The organism is Geomonas subterranea, from assembly GCF_019063845.1.
Classification (GTDB): Bacteria; Desulfobacterota; Desulfuromonadia; order Geobacterales; family Geobacteraceae; genus Geomonas; species Geomonas subterranea.
This window is the reverse complement of the sequence record NZ_CP077683.1, coordinates 378,232-397,400: the sequence shown is the minus strand read 5'-3', so window position 1 is coordinate 397,400 and position 19,169 is coordinate 378,232. Positions and strand designations below refer to the sequence as shown.

The window sequence follows — 19,169 nt, the reverse complement described above, 5'->3', positions numbered from 1 at the left end:
GTCACAAAACTGCTCCTATCCCTATCAAATTCACTCTCTTTAGAGTTCAGCTCGAACAAGGACAACGGTGCCCCAGCGTTGACATCATTGAGGAATACGTATATAGTCGCCGCTAATTTGCCGACGTTTAATGAACAACTCCCCCTGGAGGAAAATCATAATGACCGCTGCGATCGTCATCGGCGTCATCGCCGTTATCACCGTTTTCATCGCCATTTCTTCGTACAACAGCCTCATCAACCTCAAGGAACAGACCAATAACAGCTGGAAGCAGATCGACGTGCAGCTCAAGAGACGGCACGACCTGATCCCCAACCTGGTGGAGGCCGTGCGCGGCGCCATGCAGTTCGAGCGTGAGACCCTCGAGGCAGTGATCGCCGCCCGCAACAAGGCCGTCAGCGTCTGCACCGGCGCGGGTCCCGGCAACGTCGCCGAGATCGCCGCAGCCGAGGGCGCCCTCAGCGCCGCCCTGTCCCGCTTTTCTGCGATCGTCGAAGCCTACCCGGAGCTGAAGGCCACCGGGAACGTCGCCCAATTTCAGGAAGAGCTAACCTCCACCGAGAACAGGGTAGGTTTCGCCCGCCAGGCCTACAACGACACCGCCACCAGCTACAACGTCGCCCAGCAGCAGTTCCCCAACGTCCTGTTCGCCGGCATGGCCAAGGCCGCTCCCGCAACGCTCTGGGAGATCAGCGAGCAGGCCGACCGCGAGGTCCCCAAGGTGAACCTCTCTTTCAAGTAACCTTCAGAAAAGGAAATCCATGGCTTCAGGAGAAAAGGCAGTAAAGGTTGCCTTCAGGAACAACCTCGTCATCTTCGTGTTCAAGCTCTTCGCCGCCCTCACTACCCACAGCGCCGGCATGATGGCGGAAGCGGTGCACTCCCTTGCCGACACCGGCAACCAGGTCCTGCTCCTTTTCGGCATGAAACGGAGCAAGATACCCCCCACCGACACCCATCCCTTCGGCCACGGCAAGGAAGAGTACTTCTGGAGCTTCATCGTGGCCATGCTGCTCTTTGTCCTGGGCGGCGTCTACTCGCTCATGGAAGGGTTTCACAAGCTGCAGCACCCCGAACCGCTGCAACACCTCTCGCTCAACTACGCCATCCTGATCGGCTCCATCGTGCTCGAAGGTCAGTCCTGGTGGATCGCCCGCCGCAGCATGGGGAAACATTCCTCCTCGGAACTGCTGCAGGGCGTCGTCGACTCCAAGGACAGCGGCACGGTGGTGGTCTTCGTGGAGGACTCCGGGGCCCTGTTGGGGTTGGTGTTCGCCCTTGTCGGAACCTCCCTCGTCTCCCTGACGGGAAATCCCATCTACGATGCGGCCTCCTCCCTCTGCATCGGCGCTCTCCTTTTCGTCATGGCGCTGTTCCTGGCCAACGAGATGAGGAAGCTGATGATCGGGGAGGCGATCGACCCGGTCCAGCTCCGCTATGCGCGCCGCATCATCAACGGTCACGAGCACGTGCTGGCGGTGGGCGCCATCCGCTCCATGCAGCTCGGCGCGGCCGATTCCCTGCTCTGCATCGACGTCGACTTCAAGCAGGAGCTGCACGACCACGAGGTGGAAAAGACCATAGCCGAACTGAGGGAGAAAGTGCAGAAGACGGTCCCGCAGCTGAAGCACATCTTCATCCAGCCTGCGGCTGTAGTTGCGCCCAGCGAGGGGTAGCTAGTGGCGACCTTCTTCGAGCTGCAGGAAAAGAACAGGAAGAAGACCACGTGGGTCGTGGCCCTCTTCGTCGCCTTCTTCCTGTGGCTTGGTCTGGGACTCGACTTGGCGCTCTACTTCAAGGCCCGCGCCCATACCCGTCCCGTCCCCGCCACGGTCTACCGGGAGACGAGTCCGGGTTCCTACCAGGAAGCGGAACTCCCGCCGGGAGCGATCCGTCCCTACGAGAAAAAGTCCAAGCCGTTCCGCCCCGTGTTCACCATCGTGATCGGGCTTCTCGGCGCCAGCCTCGCCTGGTGGGAACTCTCCAGCGCCGCCACCACGGTGCTGAAAGCCGTCCGCGCCACGCCGGTTGACAGCGACACCAAGGGGCCGGGGCGGGTCTTCCACAACGTGGTGGAAGAGATGTCCATCGCCGCCGGCATGCCCATGCCGTCGGTCTGGATCATCCCCGACCGCGACCCGAACGCCATGGCCGTCGGCCTGAAGCCGGGAGATTTCCACGTCGCCGCGACCGAGGGGCTCCTTCTCTCCCTGACCCGCGAGGAACTGCAGGGGGTGGTGGCTCACGAGATCGCCCACATCAAGAACCAGGACGTGCGCCTGATGACGACGCTCACCGTCCTCGTAGGCATATCGGCGCTGATCGCCGAATTCGTGGCGCGCTGCCGCTACCACGGCGGCAGCGACCGCAGCGGGGACGATGACAGCCGCATCGGGAGCATCATCTTCGTGATCTGGCTCCTGACCGTGCTCCTCGCCCCCCTGGCCACCCGCATCATGGCGCTCATGGTCAGCAAGGAGCGTGAATACTTAGCCGATGCCTCGGCGGCGCAGTTCACCCGCAACCCGCAGGCCCTCATCTCGGCCCTGGAGAAGATATCCGGGGCTGCCGGAGCGACGCACAGCATCAGCCAGGCCAGCGCCCACCTGTGCATAGCGAGCCCCACCGCGGCCGATCTCTCCGAGGAAGAAAGCCTGTTCTCGACCCACCCGCCCATGTCGCAACGGATCGCGCGCCTGCGCCTCATCGGCAGGGGCATGGCCTTGGCGCCGTCTGGAGGTTAAGCAATGAAATGGAAACCAAGGACCGAGGTCCCGTTCGCATTGGCCGTCCTGGCCATGGGCGTACTGAACGCGCAGGCGGGAACGTCGGGGGACTGGTCGGACGGCAAAAGCCCGCAGGAACTGGCCAACCGCGTGGGAGTGAAGATCCACCTGAAGGAGGTCTGCGACAACGGGCACGGCATCCCCTCGTTCGGCAAAGGGGGGAGAAACGGGCGGCTGGTCATCGTGAGCCAGGAACCGGCCAACGTCAGCAGCACCATCATCGACCGCTGCGACGGCACGAGGGACATCCTCGATGACGAGACCATGCGGCAGGAGTACGAAAAGGGTCCCGCCTTCGACGGCTCTTCCGGCGGCCATTACCATTACAACTCCTGGCTGAACCACTACTACAACAACACGCTCTACTCCTACCGGCAGGGGCGCACCGGTTCCTACGACCACGTGAGCCCGGCGCGTTTCGCCAACCGGGGGGCGGCGCTGCAGTCGAAGGTTGCGGCGAACCACGTTGCCTCCGCGATGTCGGGCGGCAAGGTCTCCTCCGTATCCGGCGGCCGGTCCGGGTTTTTCTCCGGCGGCGGCAGGGGAGGCGCCTAGCATGGTGAGGCTCGTGGAGGCCAAACCGATCTGTTCGGGCGACTTGGCCAGCGCCGGGTTCGACTGGTTCGATCAGGAATACCAGTGTGCCGGCGAGATGGTCGAATTGAGCGAACCGGAGGTGGATGCCTATCTCGACGCGGCGGAAGAGCTGTACGAGATGTTCGTGGACACGGCCGAGTATATCATGTCCAACAACCTTCTCCCCGAGTTCGGCTTCCCGCTCGAGATGAATTCACAGATCTGGGAGAGCTGGGAAGAGGATCGTTACTGGCACATCTACGGCCGCTTCGATTTCGCCGGCGGAATGGACGGCGTGCCGATCAAGCTGATCGAATTCAACGCCGACACCGCGACCCTGGTCCTGGAAACGGCGGTGGTCCAGTGGCTGCAGGCGAAACTGAACGGCTTCGACGAGACGGCGCAGGCAAACGATCTTTTCGAGGCGCTGCGGGACCAGTTCGACAAGCTGGCATCGCTCAATCCGCAGCTCGAGCGGCGGCTCCTCACCACCTGCTTTGACTCCTCCGAGGACTACTGGACCTGCCGCCTCATGGAAAAGGCCGCCAACGACGCGGGGTTTGACTGCGACTTCGAGGACGTCGACGCCGTCACCTTCGCTCCCGACGGGGTCTTCACCACCGATCCCGCCGAGGTCCGCTGGCCCTATCTCTACAAGCTGATCCCGTGGGAGTCGATCGCGTTCGAGGAGCCGGAACTGCTCGACCTGTTGGGGCAGTCGATGAAATCGGGATCGACCATGGTGATCAACCCGCCCTACACCCTGCTGTTCCAGCACAAGTGCTTCCTCGCCAAGCTCTACAAGAAGTACCCAGACCATCCGTACCTTTTGAAAACCTCGCTCGCCCCCCTGCCCGCCCCCTGCGCCAGGAAACCGGTGCTGGGGCGCGAAGGGAAGAACGTCGAGCTCCTCCTGGGGACCGGCGCCATAGCGGGCGCCGACGGCGGGTACGGTGCGCAGCAGTCGATCTGGCAGGAACTGGCGCAGTTCGCAGTCGATGGCAAAGGCAACAAGTACCAGGCAGGCGTGTTCTTCGCGGGGCGCCCGGCCGGGCTCGGCTTCCGCAGGGATCCCCGCATCCACTCCGACCGGTCGCAGTTCATCGGCCATATCATCAGGTAGCCCGGAGTCTCCATGGCAAAGGCAAAGAAAAAGAAAACCGACTCGTTCGGCCTGCTCTCCAACTTCGGGGTCATGGCCAGCGTGATCGGGATAGGTATCGCGATAGGCGGCGTGTACCTCGCCAACCTCTACAACGAAAGGCAGGAGCGCAACGAGAAGCTCAGGCAGTTCTGTGCCGGGGCGCTAGCCGGGGTCGCCCAGTGTCAGAGCGAGTACGCCGCCCTCTCCTCCAAGAAGGAGTGGGCCGAGATAAAGCCGTTGGCCGACCGTGAGAAATGGGGCCAGGCCATCTCCGTGGGTGTGGCAAGGATCAACGAGGCCAGGAAAACGGTGTGCGAGGAAGGGGCGAAAGACCTCGACGCATGCCAGGACGTGGCCGACACAGTGAAAGAGGAGATGGCGGGGTTGTCCGAGCACATGGAGGACATCCAGGTCGCGTCGATCGACCGTGCCGGCATGAAGGAGCGCCTGCACAAGGAGCTGTCCGAGAGCAAGTACCTGTTGCGCCGGGCGGAAGCGCTCCTGGGAGACCCGAAGAGCTTGCGGGAGGGAGGCGACCGCACCCTCGTCGCGAGCATCAAGCAGGAACTGGCAGGGGCAAAGGAGGGAGGCGCCCTCTCCTTCAGCGAACTGTACCTCAATTCCCGGACCGCCGAAAAAAGCGCCGAGCGGCTGCGCTGGCTGGTGCAGAGGCTTACCGGGGAGAAGGCGGTCCAGTCCGATGAGTGGGTGGTGCACGTGCTCGACAGCCGTCCCGCCTATCTCGCGACCCTGGTTCGCTACACCTGGGACAACAGCAAGGATTCGCCCCCCGTATCGAGCACCGAGTCGACCGTCGAGGTGAGCAGGGACGTCTTCGACACCATCAGGAGCAGCACCGGCGCCACCATCGCCGAAACCAGGTCGTCCGGGTCGATTTTGCAGTCACGGGTGAACGATGAAGTTGCCACCGCGCTGGGACTGCCCGCCATAGCCCAGGCCCCCTACCCCTATTACGATAGCCACGGCGAGATCTACCTCGAGGAATGCTCGGAGGCGTTGAAAGTTACCTTCCAGTTCCGGTTCAAGGGGCGGACCGTCGAACGCGCCGCAACCATCGCCAAGGAAGATCTGGGCGTGCTCTACCCGCTGACCGCCGCCCAGTCCTTCGTGCTGAAAGAGAAAAACGCCTCCACCGACCAAGTAAAGATACCGGTGTGGCTGGCACAGACCTGGAGCCAGGTTTACAACCAGCGTACCCCGCAACAAGGAGGGATCTAGGATGGCCTTCGCGCTCAATCACAGCATCATCATCAACTACGGTATCTACCTGGTCCTCTCCATGGTTTACCTGGCCCTCTTTTCCTGGATCTACATCCGGTTCACGCCCTATGACGAGATCGGGCTGATCCGCGAGGGGAATATGGCTGCGGCGGTAAGTCTCACCGGAGCCTTAATCGGTTTCGCCATCCCGGTAGCCATAGTCATAGCGCACAGCGTGAACCTGGCCGACATGGCCGCCTGGGCCCTGATGGCCACCATGGTGCAGCTATTCGTGTTCTCCGTTCTGCGCAAGCTGCTGGGGTTCGTCGTCGACGACATAAAAGCCGGCAAAGTCCCCTCCGCCCTTCTCCTCGCCGCCTTCTCCAGCGTGGCGGGCGTACTGAACGCGGCGTGTATGACGTACTGATGAGGGGTAAAAATGTCCCTTCTGGAGACTAACCTGAACGAACAGCAGAAGATACTTCCAACCCTTAGGTCTCGGCTGCGGGAAGCTTACTATGGCGCGCGACATGATGCCTTGGTGTTTGCTGCCTTGACGGTGCTGCTGACACCGGTAGCAGTGGTGGTCTTCCTTCTCACCCTGTTGTTCGCGCTGGCGCTAGTCGACCTGCCGGTCATCGACCACCTTGGGTACAGAGCATCTCTTATTACCGGGGCAAACCTCAGCCTCGGTTTCATGGCCGCGTCCTACTTCCTCCGCCCGAAAGAGGCATACCAGCAAAAAAGTGATGACAGCATGTGGTTGCTTATAGGTGGCGGCTTATTCTGCGCCCTTCTCTCCCTCTGCTATTTCACCCAACTATCCGCGAGCCATCCGGCGTGGTTTTGGACGCTTTACCTCCTGCTGGCACTCGCAATGCTCGGCTGCATCGGGCACGCCTACGAACCCCATGACGACTACTATCTCGGCTGGACCTTTGGCCCGGTACTGGTCGATAACCCACTCACTTTAGAGGACGATATCGATCGTGCTCATATCGGTCTTGGCTTTGTCGTCTCCGTGTCCCATCTGATCCTGGAATCCTACGGCTCCATCTTCGGCAGCCGTTGGCTTTGGGCCCGAATGGGTGAATCAGAGATCACGGCGTCGATCACGTTGATGCAGCGGTTGGCGGTACAAGATTCTTCAGGTGTGGTAGCTCTTCTACACGATCTGGAGAGGAGATCAGCAGCCGATGTTGTTCGAGCACTGGTAAAGCTGGACCTGGTCTCCATGCACAAAGGGCGACCAAAGTTGAGCACAAAGGGGAAAGCATTTTTGGAAGTGAAGGCATAGGGAGCAATAACTCCCGAGAATCAGGATACAAGAGGGACGGACAGGGGGGGGACGTTGTTGATATTTTTATTTTCCCTCGATGCTTGGGTGAACATTCAAGCGTTCCTGCTGGCCACACTGCTCAAATATCAAAATTTTAACAACATCCCTCATGACATGAGCGTCTGACCAGTATCGACGCTGATGTCTACGAGTCGCTCCTCGCTATCAGCCTGAACGACCTGGGAGGAATGCTGCTGGAGGTTGGACGGATAGACGAAGGCATAAAGGTAGTTGAACGCACGGCCCAAATACGTGAGAATCAGGCCCTTGCCATCCCCGACGCCTACGAGCCGGATCTAGCCATGGCTCTTTACAATCTAGGGATAATGTACGCGACCATTGAGCGTTTCGACGAAGCCCTTCGGTCTGTGAAGAGTGCGAACGAAATCTACGAGCGTTTGACCCGCGCCGCCCCCGATGTCTTTCAGCCGAAACGGGCCGGGTGCCTCAGCAGCCTCGGTGCGATATATTCGCGGATGGGGTGTAGCGACGACGCCCTCAAAGCTGCGGAGCGTGCGACTGAGATACGAGAGCGCTTGGCCTGAGTTGAAGTGGTCGGGAAGAGCAATGGGACCGGCTATCGATAAGTCGACAACTTGATCATGCGATATGACCGCAGAAAATTGACCGGGTGATATATCGCAGATGTTCATCGCTTGTCCCGCAGTATCCCCCCAGTATCTTCACGCCGAATATGTGACAATGGGACCGTTTTTGACAAGTTGATAACATCCTGAAAGGGAACGTAATTAGGCGTAATCGAAGTCAATTGAGACGGCAGATCCCAACCACGACCTACAACGCGGACGGCTGACGCCGCCGGTCAAGGCCGCGCCCGTTGGTGCATAGCCGGCACCCAGAGAAACTGATCTTGGGATAAAAAGAGGATCAGCATCGTGGTACAGCAGAATTAAATGCAACAAGATAAAGCCCAAAATTATGCCAACCAGAGGCAACACAGGAGATAAGATTTTGAAAAATGAAACAGAAGAAAAAATATCAGACGCTTTTTACAAAAGGCGGAACTCTAAAACAATTATTTTGACATCTTCAATAGCATTTATTTTATTGGGTATCTGCATAATGGCTTTCTACCAGGATGTCACTTACCTTTTCACCTCTACAGATACTTACAAATCAATTAGCGAGATAAGAAAAGACAGGTTATATTCTATAGTCTCTGGTTTTACAGTTACATTTTCAGGTCTGATATTATTTGTAAACTATTACTTAAAATACGGATTCAATACTAAAGAAAAGACAATCGACAAAGATGAGTTAAGTATATTATTTACGTCATTGGATAAATTACAAGAACAGTACATTGAAAACAAAATAACAACAAATAATTATGATCAAGATATTGAAAAAATTAAACTGAAACTGAAAGCGTTACCACCAGCACTAAACGACCAAGACAAGGCAAAATTAGCCTCAGAAATTTTGAATAATCTAAAAGATGAAACTCTAGCCGAATATATAACTTCACTTGAAAATAAAGTAGAAGCGAAAATCAAAGGGGATGATTTATCTGCATTTATCAGGTCTCACATGAAGGCAGTGAAAGAACGGTTGCAATCTGAATTAAACGATCTAGAACGAAGAGGACGTATCAATCTAATAATAGGTGGCGCAACCGCCGTCGGAGGTATTGGTATATTATTAACATTAATAATTTCGGAATCTCCAACAATGTATTCCCATGATAGAGCTATCCCGTACTCCAACATTTCGTCTAGTACTAAACCTACTACAACACGTAGTTCTTCAAACATACCAAAAGAAAAGATCACATCAAGTACTGAAATCAAACGTGATGAGCATAACGGGAAAGATGGCTATTGGCTCGCTTCATCCATTTCTAGTAGGATTTCAATCATTTTTATAATTGAACTTTTTGCCTTCTTTTTTATGCGAATATACAAGTCCAGTATTGATGATATAAAATACTTTCAAAATGAAATCACAAATATAGACTTGAAGTTGATTGGTATAGAAATGGCACTAAAACTTGGTAACAAAGAATCTATCAACAAGTCAATAGATACCGCAATAAACACAGAGCGTAATTTTAAGCTTGCAAAAGGCGAATCTACAGTTGAATTGGAAAAAGGGAATCAGGAAACAAATTTTTTGAAAGGCGTGATTACACTCATGTCTGGCAAGAAGGGTTGAACTGAACCTGGAGCACGAGCGGGACCGACACCAATCAATGGGGCGTGAAGCAAGAGGGACGGAGTTGATTAGTTGACTGAGAGCAGAAAACGGCAGGAATAGTCAATAGATCAACTCCGTCCCCTTATTCCCCTTAATCCATTATTTAGGCTTACCATAACGACTGAAAAGAACCGGGTCTTCGTGCGAAAGAGGTGGTTGAAGTCCTAAGCAAACTCTGCCGGAGCAGTAGTCCTAAGGATCAATTTACTTTGATTCAGTGGATTATTTGTATTAGTATACACCTTCAACAACAATGACAGGCCTTTGGTAATCAAAGGCTTTTTCTTTGTCCGCTTCAGTGAAATGAAAGGATCTTTGCAATGTCTTCCCCCATGGTCGCTGTCACCTGTCCTTCGTGCGGACTGAGTAAATCCGTCCCCTTTGACAAATGTCCTCCCAACGGAACCGTTACCAGTTGCCCCCGGTGCAAAACCAACTTCGTGTTCTCAAGGGATGCCGCGGCGCTGCAGGCCGGTGCGATGGACGACGTGACGGCCTTTATGGCGGAAGGATCCGCAACAAACACACAGCTCCCGAAGTGCCCCAAGTGCGGCTACCAAAGGCAAGGGTCCGACAGCGTCTTCGATGCCGCTTCCTGCCCGAAGTGCCACGTGGTCTACGCCAAATGCGCGCCACAGGACGAAAGCGCAGCGAGAGTCCCGGGCATCGTCCGCCCCGTCAACGTCGGCGCCCTCATCTACCCCCGTGAAAACACCCTGTTCAAGATCCAGGCGCTAGTCGCGGTAGTCTACTGGCTCGGCCTCATGCTCATGACGCAGGGGGTGTTTCTAGCCCTCCTCCCCGCGTTCGCGCTCGCACTCGTAATCGGGCAGTCCGCACTCATAGCGCACCTCAAAGGAAACGGCATCAAGCTCTCGCCGACCCAGTTCCCCGACCTTTACAACCGGTATCTCCACTGCTGCAAGACGCTCGGCCTGAGCGACCAGCCCGAGGCGTACCTGATCAACGGCAGCGGCTTCCTCAACGCCTTCGCCACCAGGTTCCTGGGCCGGAACTTCGTGGTGCTCTACTCGAACGTCATCCACGCCCTGGCCGACCGCCCCGACTCCATCAACTTCTACATCGGCCACGAACTGGGTCACATCAAACAGAAGCACCTGCAATGGGCGCCGTTTCTTTGGCCCGCAAGCCTGTTCCCGCTGATAGGAGCCGCCTACTCCCGCGCCCGCGAGTACACCTGTGACCAATTCGGCAGGGCCTGCTGCGACAGCACCGAAAGCGCGCTGAAAGGGCTCATCGCCCTCTCCGCCGGCGAGAAGCTCTGGGCCGAGGTGAACATCGACGCGTACCTTGATCAGACCGAGCAAAGCAGGGGCTTCTGGATGTCGCTGCACGAGCTCATTTCCGACTACCCCTGGCTCGTCAAGCGTGCAGCCCGGGTCAATAATCCTTTCGTCGCCCCGCCCCCGCGTAATTCTTTCGCTTGGTTCTTCGCCATGTTCATGCCCCGCATGGGCGTAGGCGGCTCGGCCGGCGGCGTCCTCGTGACGGTCGCGATCATAGGCATTCTGGCCGCCATAGCCATACCTCAGTTCGCGGCGTACCGGGCAAAGGCCCAAAACGCGCAAATGAGATCGATGAAGATGAACGTGCCCGCTCCAAGTGGAATAGCACCAAGTCAGCCGTGAATCGTCTAGCAGCTCCAAGTGGGACGCAAACCACGCCAAAACCAGCGCAAAGGGGCCACGGATCAGAAACAGGCGATCATGGCCGCTATGTTTCGGACGCCAGCTGGTTGGCCTTCAACCATGCGACGAAACGCTCCCTGTTCCTTCTCGACAGGATGCGTGGGAACTTCTCATGGTCGTAGAGATAGAGACAGTGCCTGATCGAGGTGTATGACAGGGGGGACGTTGTTGATATTTTGTTTTTTGTAATTCCCTTGATGCCTGGGTGAACATTCAAGCGTTTCGGACAAGGGGGTGACAAGGGGGGACGTTGTTGATATTTTGATTTTTGTAATTTCCTCGATGCCTGGGTGAACATTCAAGCGTTCCTGTTGGCCCACACTGCTCAAATATCAAAATCTTAACAACGTCCCCTCAGGGCTTGGGTATCGCAACATCCTGACGCGTTTATCTTGTCAGTCCCTGAGGCATGGCAACTGGGATATGCAGTAGTGCAGCGAAGGTTGGAAGGAGCTGCCGCGCAAATGTAAAAGAGCAGCTTATTCAGTTGGCTGACGGATTATAGAATGTTCACCTCTTTTCTAAGCTGTAAGCAAGGGGGACGGAGTTGATTAGTTGACTGAGAGCAGAAAACGGCAGGAATAGTCAACAGATCAACTCCGTCCCCTTAATCCCCACAAACATAGTTACGACCGGAGCTTAGAAATGTACGACCAATCTCAGGAACGCGCAGTCTTTGTGGCAAGCCTTCCTTACATGGTTAGTGCTAAAGCACTCGCCCTTTCTAAAGGCATGAATGATCATGGCCCACTGCACGCACAACGCGTTCACGCGATCATTGGTCGCTTGTGCGCGTTACTTCCGCTCTCGGTGTACGAGCGAGACCTCGTTTGTGCCGCAGCGCTCCTACATGACATCGGTATGGCAAAGGACAGAGAAAACCATCATGTGGTTTCCGCCGAGCTCGTTCGTGCGCTTGCTGAGGAAACCAAGCTACCTTTCACTACTGTCGAAGCTGAAATAGTATCCACTTTATGCGAATGGCATCGACGAGATTATGATGCTGACGCGGTTCATTCTGAGAGTGGAATACGCACAGGCGTTCTGGCGTCACTTTTGCGTCTAGCGGACGCATTGGACCTAGATTATCGGCGGGCCGAGGACTATTTAAAACAGGAACCTGTTATCGCACACGTCCACCAAACACAAGCACCGCACCATCTTAGCGTCCGAAGTATCCTCGGTGTCAGGCTGTATGCAAGCCAGATGGGAACTGAAGTGCAGCTTCTAGTCGATCAAATGACACATGCGGGGCTGCAACTAGAGCGACTGGTTGACGAACTGCTGGGCACACCGATCACATGGCCAATAAAGTTAATTCCTGTCAGAAGACGTCCCTCCGCCGGTCACATTTTCAATACAGTGCGAGGTGCAGCTGTGTTTTCCTATTGTAATGCCCATGGCATCATACAGGCCGGCATGTCTAAGAGCGCCCTCGATATGGCTGGCTTCTCAACTACTGTCATTTGCGACAAGGAGCGCACAGGTTCTCCTCCGAAATTTTGGGAAAAGACGGTTCCGCATTTGGACCTTTCGAAGTTTAAGCTCATTGCTATTCTCGGATTGGATATTCCAGAGGAAAATATCCAGCAGTTCCTGAAAATTGTGCGGCAGAATCCAGAGTGCCGCTGGGTCTATGCCACGCCGCTGGAGCAGACATCTGAGAGAGTTGCAGCTCTTTTAAATGAGGGTGTCGACGTTGTGGTCGGCGATGCACGCTTACTTTTTGCTGGCGACGCACTGGCAGAACACGCAGCTCAGTGGTCAAAAATTGCCGGATTATGCAACGCCGATGACTGGCTTACGTCTAGTGGGAGTTTCAGTCGAAAAGAGTTCCTTGCAGCACGTGGGCTCCGGTTGGAGTTACTTGAACTTTTTGAATCCCGGGCGGATAACGATGCTTACGTGTCGCTTATAAACAGGGTTGCATCCGGGAGTCTTGATTCCTTCATCACGAGTGAGAAAGGCTGGACGAGTGTGCTCGCAGGGCGAATGCCAGCTGTTGACCGCAGAGACCGCGTACTTATTCTGCAGGACTGCCAATCCATGCCGGGCCGTTTCATTTACGACCTTGCTCACCTTGCGATCGAACAGCAGGGTATCCTCCCTTGGGATCAGAACGAGTTCGCAACACCATATGCGATTTGTCGGCTCCCAGTCTCGGACGGTTCGGAAAGGATCCTTTACCTCAGCAGGTTCAGTCGGCTGGAAGGTGCTGTGCCGATCAAATACTTCGTCTCTTACTCCGAGCACCAACTAGGATCGGGTGCCACCATCTGGCAAACATATCCGACAAAAGAGTCAGCAGACGCGGCTATCGATGCAACAGTCCAGAATATCAACAGGTTTTTCTCATGCGAAAATTAACGCTTATCCTTCCTTTGTTCAAGACGCGGGCGGTGCCTAGACGTCGCGTCCCCTCCGGGCTTCTCTCTCTTGCTGCCGAAGTACAGGCCATTAAAGACGTCCGTGTGGATGTTGTTGACGCGGAGTCTTTAGGATGGGATGCTGCGGACGTTGTAGAATACTTAGTTTTGAGTAAACCAGACGCAGTTGGCATATCGGTTTGCTCACCTACTTTTCCATCCGCCTTAGAGTTGATGAAGGTAATTCGTACCGAAATGCCTGAGGTCTTGATTGTTCTCGGTGGTAAGTATGTCACCCACAGCTGGCAATCGGCATTAAACGCTGGAGCAAATGCTGATGCCATGGTGCGTGGTGACGGGGAGTCTGCCATCGCCGTTTTGGCGCAGGCGCTCGCGGCTGGCGCTAACCGAATGGAGATAGTGTCGGCTCTGGCAGAACTTCCAAATGTTTGGGTACCAGGAAAGAAGGCTCCCACCCTTCCTCACGCATTCAATTTGCAAACTGCACAACCTTGGCCACTCGAAGTGCTGGCTCACAATCTAGACCTCTATCAAGGCGATAGGATGCTCATAGAGTTTTCGCGTGGCTGCCCTGGACGATGCAGCTACTGCCTAGCCTCGCGTGATCGGCAACAGATTTCATTTCGACCCGTAGCTCAAGTAGTCGAGACGATTGCACACTTCAGTGCGAAAGGGTTCTCCTCTTTCTTTTTCACCGATGACGATTTTGCAGCTTCACCTAGCCATCTAGCATGCCTTCTTGAGGGGATTATTGAACGTGGACTAAAAATAAAGTTCGACGCTAATGTCCGTCCCGACAGTCTCGTGCGTTGTGAAAAAATCGCACCTCTATTGAAAAGGGCAGGCTGCCGTTGCCTTTGGCTTGGCATCGAAAGTGGCAGTCCCGCGATACTAGAAACTTACCGAAAAGGGTTCGAGACTAACGTGTGTGAGCGGGCTGTTGTGACTGCACTCATTGCTGCCGATGTAGTACGAACAAACTGGATTATTGGAGCTCCACTAGAAACTAGGGAAACTGTCAACGCTTCGATGGATTTTGCTTCGCGGTTGCAACAACTCGGCCCCCACGTTCCGCACATCTCGTTTATGGTTCCCTATCCAGGCACCCCTCTTTGCGACGAAGCGCTTGCACTCGGTCTGATTTCGCCGTCACATCTTGCAGAACTCGCGGAGTCCACTCATGGCGAACCAGTCATGCCGTCCCAATTTCTGACTAAAAATGAGCTGAAAGAGCTTTTTTATGAATTTCATCAGAGGTATTTTACTCCTGAGTCCCTTGCGTCCTTACCGCCTGCCGTTGCAGATGAAGCACGACTTGTTCTAAGCAGTGCAGGCCTCACGAATAAAAAATTGCCCTTAAAATATAAAAACGGAGACTTTCGTGAAAGTTGCATTCACAGGATCGAGCAGCACGGGGAAGACTACTCTAGCATTAAGACTCCAAACTGACCCACGATTTTGCATTCTGCTGCCGGCTTTCATTACAGTCGATGCACGACGGCTTCTAGCCGAGAGGGGGTTCGGAAGCATGGACCGAATGCAACCAGAAGAACTCAGAAGTTTTCAATATGCTTACCTTGAACGCAAACTCGCACTTGAAGACGGACGGGACGGGTACTTCACTGATCGATCTTTCATTGATTTAGCAGCATATTGGCTTGAAAGAGATGCTGCAGGGTTGCCAGCAAGCGAGGTGGAAGCTTTCGTTGAAATTTGCCGCCAGGAAGCGAATCGGTATGACCTTCACGTCTACTTTCCTTATGGCTTAATTCCTTTTGAAAGTGACGGTTATCGTTCTGAGCATAAGATCTTCCATCAACGGATCAATTCTCGAATATGTCAACTCCTTCATGATTGGGGCCACCGTGTGGTGTGCCTCAATGCCATTGATATATCGGAAAGGTGCGATGCGGTAATTGGCACATTACAGGAGATTGGTACTTAAGGGTCAGAGGGGTCAGCCCCACGGGGCATCGGGGGACGTTCTTGATATTTTGAGATTTGGGAGGCTGGGGTCAGGCTCGCGAAGTTGCAATCTCTGTCATCACCTTGCAACATGGCAAGCCCCGAGCCTTCCCCCAGCCTTCTTACGCGTCACCCCCTTCTCATCACACATAAGCCCTGAGTGTCTTACGCACTTGGCGTACCAATAAACATAAATGGAAAATGTAATGAACGAATCAAATCCGTCAGATTCAGATGTGAATATTACACACTTTGAAAAAGCACCGCTGAAATATATTGCACATAATTTCGGCATGCTTACAGGCTTGATAACTATATGCTCATATATGTTTGAGAGAAGCTATCTGGAAACGTTGAAGATTGAAAGTGTCTGTCCGCCATTTTCATTTGTAGATTATTTCAATAACACTTTGATTTGGTTGCCACTATTATTGGGGCCAATGTTTTTGGGAATAATTATCCTATGTGTCATTTTGCTGATCAGATACTTTATAAATAAAATTGGCAGTGGCGCGGTTGTAGTCAGATACGCAATATACTTAATCATACTGATAGGATCGGTTTTACTCAGCGCTATTTATATAAAGCAACCATATCATGGCGCAACAGATGCTCCATGGGGACTAGGGGGTTTGTGTTCATTTGTTCTGATGGTTGTTTACAAGCTTAAAGATTCTAAAAAAAATAACTATGTATACTTGATGTCATTTGCTTTACTACTCGGCACTATGATTTTTTCATTTTTTGGACAGCAGCGAGCTAACGAAGATGTGTCTAAACCTAAAAATATAGGATTCGTAACTATGAAATATAACCAGAAACCTATTTACTGTAATGTGCTGAGGGTATATGAAAAATTTGCAATAATCAATTTCCCTCCCAGCAAAACCATTCAAGTTATCAGAACTGACGAAATGGGCATAATCGAGAGGATGAAATAGGACACTCATGTAATCATTGGGCTTCCAAAGTTTCCTGGGAAGCAAGGGGGACGGAGTTGATTAGTTGACTGAGAGCAGAAAACGGCAGGAATAGTCAACAGATCAACTCCGTCCCCTTAATCCTACGTGCAGTCGTAGGAGGATCAGGCTCGAACGGTGTGATGGATTCTACGAGTTATAGATAGTACGTTACGAAGGGAGGCAAGGTGCAAGAGGCACTGGATGATCTTGAGAGTAGCGAAATCCTGAGCCGGGAGCAGGCGGCGCTGCTGCGCCGGATCTTCGATCGGGAGCTATTTTCGGTGCATTGGGAACTGCGGCTGCTTCTCTATGGCGGCATCCTGATCCTGACCACCGGACTCGGTCTGCTTGTCGCCAAACATTTTGCCTCCATCGGCCACCTGACCCTGCTCGCGGCCATTACCCTGGGGTGCGCGGGTTGTTTTGCCTACTGCCTGCGCCACGGCGGAGGCTTCTCTCGGGAAAAACTAGCGCCCCCCGACGCGGCTTACGACTATGTCCTCCTGCTCGGCTGCCTCCTCCTCGGAACGCTACAGGGCTATCTGGAACTCCGCTACCAACTCCTCGCCCAATACTGGAACTGGTGGCTGCTGGTCTCAGCCCTGACGTATCTCCTCTGCGCCCACTATTTTGACAACCGCCTGGTCCTATCCCTGGCCCTCTCCACCCTCGGCGCCTGGCTCGGCGTCAAGACGAGCCTGCTCGGCGCAGGACTTTGGGATGGCGCCCTTCGCGACAACGCCCTCTTCTTCGGAGCCCTGGTTGTGGCGGCGGGGGCAATACAGAACCGGCTCGGCTGGAAACGCCACTTCCTCCCCGTCCACCTGCACCTCGGGGTCAACGTACTCCTCGCCGCCTTGGTCGCCGGGATCGGCTCCCGCGCCACCGGTCTGGCCTATCTTGCCGGCCTGCTGCTGGCCGGCTGCGGCAGCGCCCTCTATGCCCTGCGGGAACGCAGCTTCGCCTTTCTCCTGTACGCCGTCCTTTATGGCTATCTCGGCATCACCAGCTTCATGTTCAATCGCGGTCACTGGAGCAGTGAAGGGGTCATACTCTACTTCCTGGTCAGCGCGGCGTCGTTGCTGACTGCCCTGGTGGCCTTGCATCGCCGCTTTCGGAGTGCCGAATGATACGCCTCTATGAGAAAGGCGAGCGCCGGGTGGCGGTGGTGGAGGAGGCGCGGCGCTGGCAGGAGGCCGGGATCATCACCCCTGAGCAGGCCGCTGCGGTGGCGGAGCGCTATCGGCCGGAACTGGTGCGGGTGAACGTCTTTATCCGCATCCTCCTCGCCTTGTTCACCACAGTCGTAGTGGCGGCTCTGGTGGCGCTGCCGGCTGTTATGTTCAATGTCAAGGAAGACGGCTTCACCGTATTGTGCCTGATCTTCGCCCCGCTCTGCGCCTGGGTCGCTGATCACGAACTCATTGCCGGCCGCCGCCTCTACCGCTGCGGCGCCGAGGAGGCGCTGCTGCTGCTGGCGGTCGGCATGCTTGCCCTGGCGGTTGCCATCCCCGCTCACCACTGGGGGCACAGCGCGGAGCGCCTGGCTTGGCTGGCGGCACACGTCATCATCCTGGCCGGAGCGGTCATGCTGACGGTCCGCTACGGGTACGCCCTGGCCGCGTTCGGGGCGATGCTCGCCCTCGCCGGTCTTCCCTTCCATCTCGCGGACGTTCTCCTCTGGCAGTCACCGGGACTGTCCCGGCTCGTCCTCTTGCTGCTGCTCGGCGCAGCGGCAATCTGGGCGCAGCTGCGGCTTACTGGCCGAAACAGCCTGCCCCGGGGATACGTATGGTCTTTGGAGAGCATGCGCCTCGCGGCCTGGACGGGAATCTACCTCGACGTGAACCTCTTTGCCCATCGCCTCCTCTGGCGGGAATGGCTCGGCTGGATTCCGGGAGAATGGCAGCTACCCTGGAGCGATCCCCTCTGCGCGCTACTTACCGCCATCCTGCCGGTGGCGGCCCTGGCGATGGGGATCGGCCGCCGCGACCGGGCCCTCCTCTGGTTCGGCGTCGTCTCCTCTATCCTGTCGATCATCACCCTCAAGTACTACATACATTTCGGGCATCTTGCCGAGGAGTTGACGGCAGCGGGACTGTTGTTGGCGGGTCTCGCGTTCGGCCTGCTGCGCTGGCTGCGCGCCGGTTCGAAGCGCTGCCGGGGCGCCTTTACCGCCGAACCGCTTCTTGAACCGCGCCTCTACGGTCTCGATGCCGAGGCGTTGGCGGCGATCCAGCCCCTCACCCCGGCGGCCAATGTGCCACAGGCTAAAGGATTTCAACCGGGCGGTGGTACCTTCGGAGGAGGCGGCGCATCCGGCAGCTATTAGTGATCCGCAGGAAGCAAGGAAGCAAAGGGGACGGAGTTGATTAGTTGACTGAGAGCAGAAAACGGCACGAATAGTCAACAGATCAACTCCGTCCCCTTAATCCCTCTGCAAATCAAGATTGGGCTCAAGCACCTCTATTTAGTTCTTGTGTATCTTCGTTTAGTTCGCTTTCAGCTTAATTTTGTTCACGTGCATCACGATTTGTATCACGTAAACGTTGATATATAACCTGCTCACGTCCATTTGTAATTCATTGATCAAGATTTGTAACAACTAAATGGAGATTTACAACTTATCTATCTTGCCTGACGGGACGTGCATCAACGTTCACACGATAACAATCACGATTTACCTCATGTAAATCATGATTAACATCGTACAACTCTCCTTTGATTAAGTTTAAATGGCGATTATCAAGATCTGAATGACGATTTATGAATTAACGGGGGCAGGAAAGAAGGGCTGGACGCGGACGACGACGTACGGGCTGTCAGGAATGAAGGGAAACTGGCGGAAGATGAATGAAATAGA

General features: G+C 55.0%; 17 protein-coding genes. All 17 read left to right on the top strand.

Annotated features, from left to right (window positions below; translation table 11 throughout):
• Nucleotides 1-160 precede the first annotated feature (160 nt).
• The 17 genes from KP001_RS01700 (at nt 161) to KP001_RS01620 (ending at nt 18,638) form a co-directional block, all read left to right on the top strand.
• The gene (locus KP001_RS01700) at nt 161-742 is read left to right on the top strand and encodes a LemA family protein (protein ID WP_217287868.1); all 582 of its coding nucleotides are present in this window, start codon (nt 161-163) and stop codon (nt 740-742) included.
• Between the two features lie 19 nt (nt 743-761).
• Complete coding sequence (locus tag KP001_RS01695) at nt 762-1,676, top strand: cation diffusion facilitator family transporter (protein WP_217287867.1); 915 nt, start codon at nt 762-764, stop codon at nt 1,674-1,676.
• Nucleotides 1,677-1,679: 3 nt separating this feature from the next.
• On the top strand, nt 1,680-2,744 hold the full coding sequence (locus tag KP001_RS01690; protein WP_217287866.1) for a M48 family metallopeptidase: 1,065 nt from the start codon (nt 1,680-1,682) through the stop codon (nt 2,742-2,744).
• Between the two features lie 3 nt (nt 2,745-2,747).
• A complete protein-coding gene (locus KP001_RS01685) occupies nt 2,748-3,341 on the top strand; it encodes a hypothetical protein (protein WP_217287865.1) in 594 nt (197 codons plus the stop codon).
• Between the two features lies 1 nt (nt 3,342).
• Nucleotides 3,343-4,485 (top strand): glutathionylspermidine synthase family protein, encoded by a 1,143-nt coding sequence (locus KP001_RS01680; protein ID WP_217287864.1) that lies wholly within the window; start codon nt 3,343-3,345, stop codon nt 4,483-4,485.
• A 12-nt stretch (nt 4,486-4,497) separates the two neighbouring features.
• Nucleotides 4,498-5,745: a hypothetical protein gene (locus tag KP001_RS01675; protein ID WP_217287863.1), complete on the top strand. Its 1,248-nt coding sequence runs from the start codon at nt 4,498-4,500 to the stop codon at nt 5,743-5,745.
• A gap of 1 nt (nt 5,746) precedes the next feature.
• Nucleotides 5,747-6,154, top strand: coding sequence for a DUF350 domain-containing protein (locus KP001_RS01670; RefSeq protein ID WP_217287862.1), 408 nt, complete (start codon nt 5,747-5,749; stop codon nt 6,152-6,154).
• Between the two features lie 12 nt (nt 6,155-6,166).
• The gene (locus KP001_RS01665; RefSeq protein ID WP_217287861.1) at nt 6,167-7,024 is read left to right on the top strand and encodes a hypothetical protein; all 858 of its coding nucleotides are present in this window, start codon (nt 6,167-6,169) and stop codon (nt 7,022-7,024) included.
• 164 nt (nt 7,025-7,188) lie between these two features.
• Complete coding sequence (locus KP001_RS01660) at nt 7,189-7,611, top strand: tetratricopeptide repeat protein (protein WP_367620610.1); 423 nt, start codon at nt 7,189-7,191, stop codon at nt 7,609-7,611.
• A gap of 427 nt (nt 7,612-8,038) precedes the next feature.
• On the top strand, nt 8,039-9,241 hold the full coding sequence (locus KP001_RS01655; RefSeq protein ID WP_217287859.1) for a hypothetical protein: 1,203 nt from the start codon (nt 8,039-8,041) through the stop codon (nt 9,239-9,241).
• A 482-nt stretch (nt 9,242-9,723) separates the two neighbouring features.
• The gene (locus KP001_RS22170) at nt 9,724-10,932 is read left to right on the top strand and encodes a M48 family metallopeptidase (RefSeq protein WP_217287858.1); all 1,209 of its coding nucleotides are present in this window, start codon (nt 9,724-9,726) and stop codon (nt 10,930-10,932) included.
• A 705-nt stretch (nt 10,933-11,637) separates the two neighbouring features.
• Nucleotides 11,638-13,359, top strand: a complete 1,722-nt coding sequence (locus KP001_RS01645) for an HD domain-containing protein (RefSeq protein ID WP_217287857.1) — start codon at nt 11,638-11,640, stop codon at nt 13,357-13,359.
• Nucleotides 13,347-14,828: a B12-binding domain-containing radical SAM protein gene (locus tag KP001_RS01640; RefSeq protein ID WP_217287856.1), complete on the top strand. Its 1,482-nt coding sequence runs from the start codon at nt 13,347-13,349 to the stop codon at nt 14,826-14,828. The genes KP001_RS01645 and KP001_RS01640 overlap by 13 nt, the downstream gene beginning before the upstream one ends.
• Nucleotides 14,761-15,324, top strand: a complete 564-nt coding sequence (locus KP001_RS01635; protein ID WP_217287855.1) for an ATP/GTP-binding protein — start codon at nt 14,761-14,763, stop codon at nt 15,322-15,324. The genes KP001_RS01640 and KP001_RS01635 overlap by 68 nt, the downstream gene beginning before the upstream one ends.
• Nucleotides 15,325-15,550: 226 nt before the next feature.
• Nucleotides 15,551-16,285 carry a hypothetical protein gene (locus KP001_RS01630; protein ID WP_217287854.1) on the top strand — a complete coding sequence of 245 codons (735 nt, stop codon included), beginning with the start codon at nt 15,551-15,553 and terminating at the stop codon, nt 16,283-16,285.
• A 206-nt stretch (nt 16,286-16,491) separates the two neighbouring features.
• Entirely contained in the window at nt 16,492-17,436 is a 945-nt protein-coding gene (locus KP001_RS01625; protein ID WP_217287853.1) for a DUF2157 domain-containing protein, read from the top strand.
• Nucleotides 17,433-18,638, top strand: coding sequence for a hypothetical protein (locus KP001_RS01620; RefSeq protein ID WP_217287852.1), 1,206 nt, complete (start codon nt 17,433-17,435; stop codon nt 18,636-18,638). The genes KP001_RS01625 and KP001_RS01620 overlap by 4 nt, the downstream gene beginning before the upstream one ends.
• The last annotated feature ends 531 nt before the right edge of the window (nt 18,639-19,169 follow it).

Bases quoted from the DNA above. Each gene is read 5' to 3' on its own strand.
- KP001_RS01665 (WP_217287861.1), top strand. From the start codon at position 6,167: ATGTCCCTTCTGGAGACTAACCTGAACGAACAGCAGAAGATACTTCCA.
- KP001_RS01700 (WP_217287868.1), top strand. From the start codon at position 161: ATGACCGCTGCGATCGTCATCGGCGTCATCGCCGTTATCACCGTTTTC.
- KP001_RS01670 (WP_217287862.1), top strand. From the start codon at position 5,747: ATGGCCTTCGCGCTCAATCACAGCATCATCATCAACTACGGTATCTAC.
- KP001_RS01620 (WP_217287852.1), top strand. From the start codon at position 17,433: ATGATACGCCTCTATGAGAAAGGCGAGCGCCGGGTGGCGGTGGTGGAG.
- KP001_RS01680 (WP_217287864.1), top strand. From the start codon at position 3,343: ATGGTGAGGCTCGTGGAGGCCAAACCGATCTGTTCGGGCGACTTGGCC.
- KP001_RS01630 (WP_217287854.1), top strand. From the start codon at position 15,551: ATGAACGAATCAAATCCGTCAGATTCAGATGTGAATATTACACACTTT.
- KP001_RS01640 (WP_217287856.1), top strand. From the start codon at position 13,347: ATGCGAAAATTAACGCTTATCCTTCCTTTGTTCAAGACGCGGGCGGTG.
- KP001_RS01695 (WP_217287867.1), top strand. From the start codon at position 762: ATGGCTTCAGGAGAAAAGGCAGTAAAGGTTGCCTTCAGGAACAACCTC.
- KP001_RS01645 (WP_217287857.1), top strand. From the start codon at position 11,638: ATGTACGACCAATCTCAGGAACGCGCAGTCTTTGTGGCAAGCCTTCCT.
- KP001_RS01685 (WP_217287865.1), top strand. From the start codon at position 2,748: ATGAAATGGAAACCAAGGACCGAGGTCCCGTTCGCATTGGCCGTCCTG.
- KP001_RS01675 (WP_217287863.1), top strand. From the start codon at position 4,498: ATGGCAAAGGCAAAGAAAAAGAAAACCGACTCGTTCGGCCTGCTCTCC.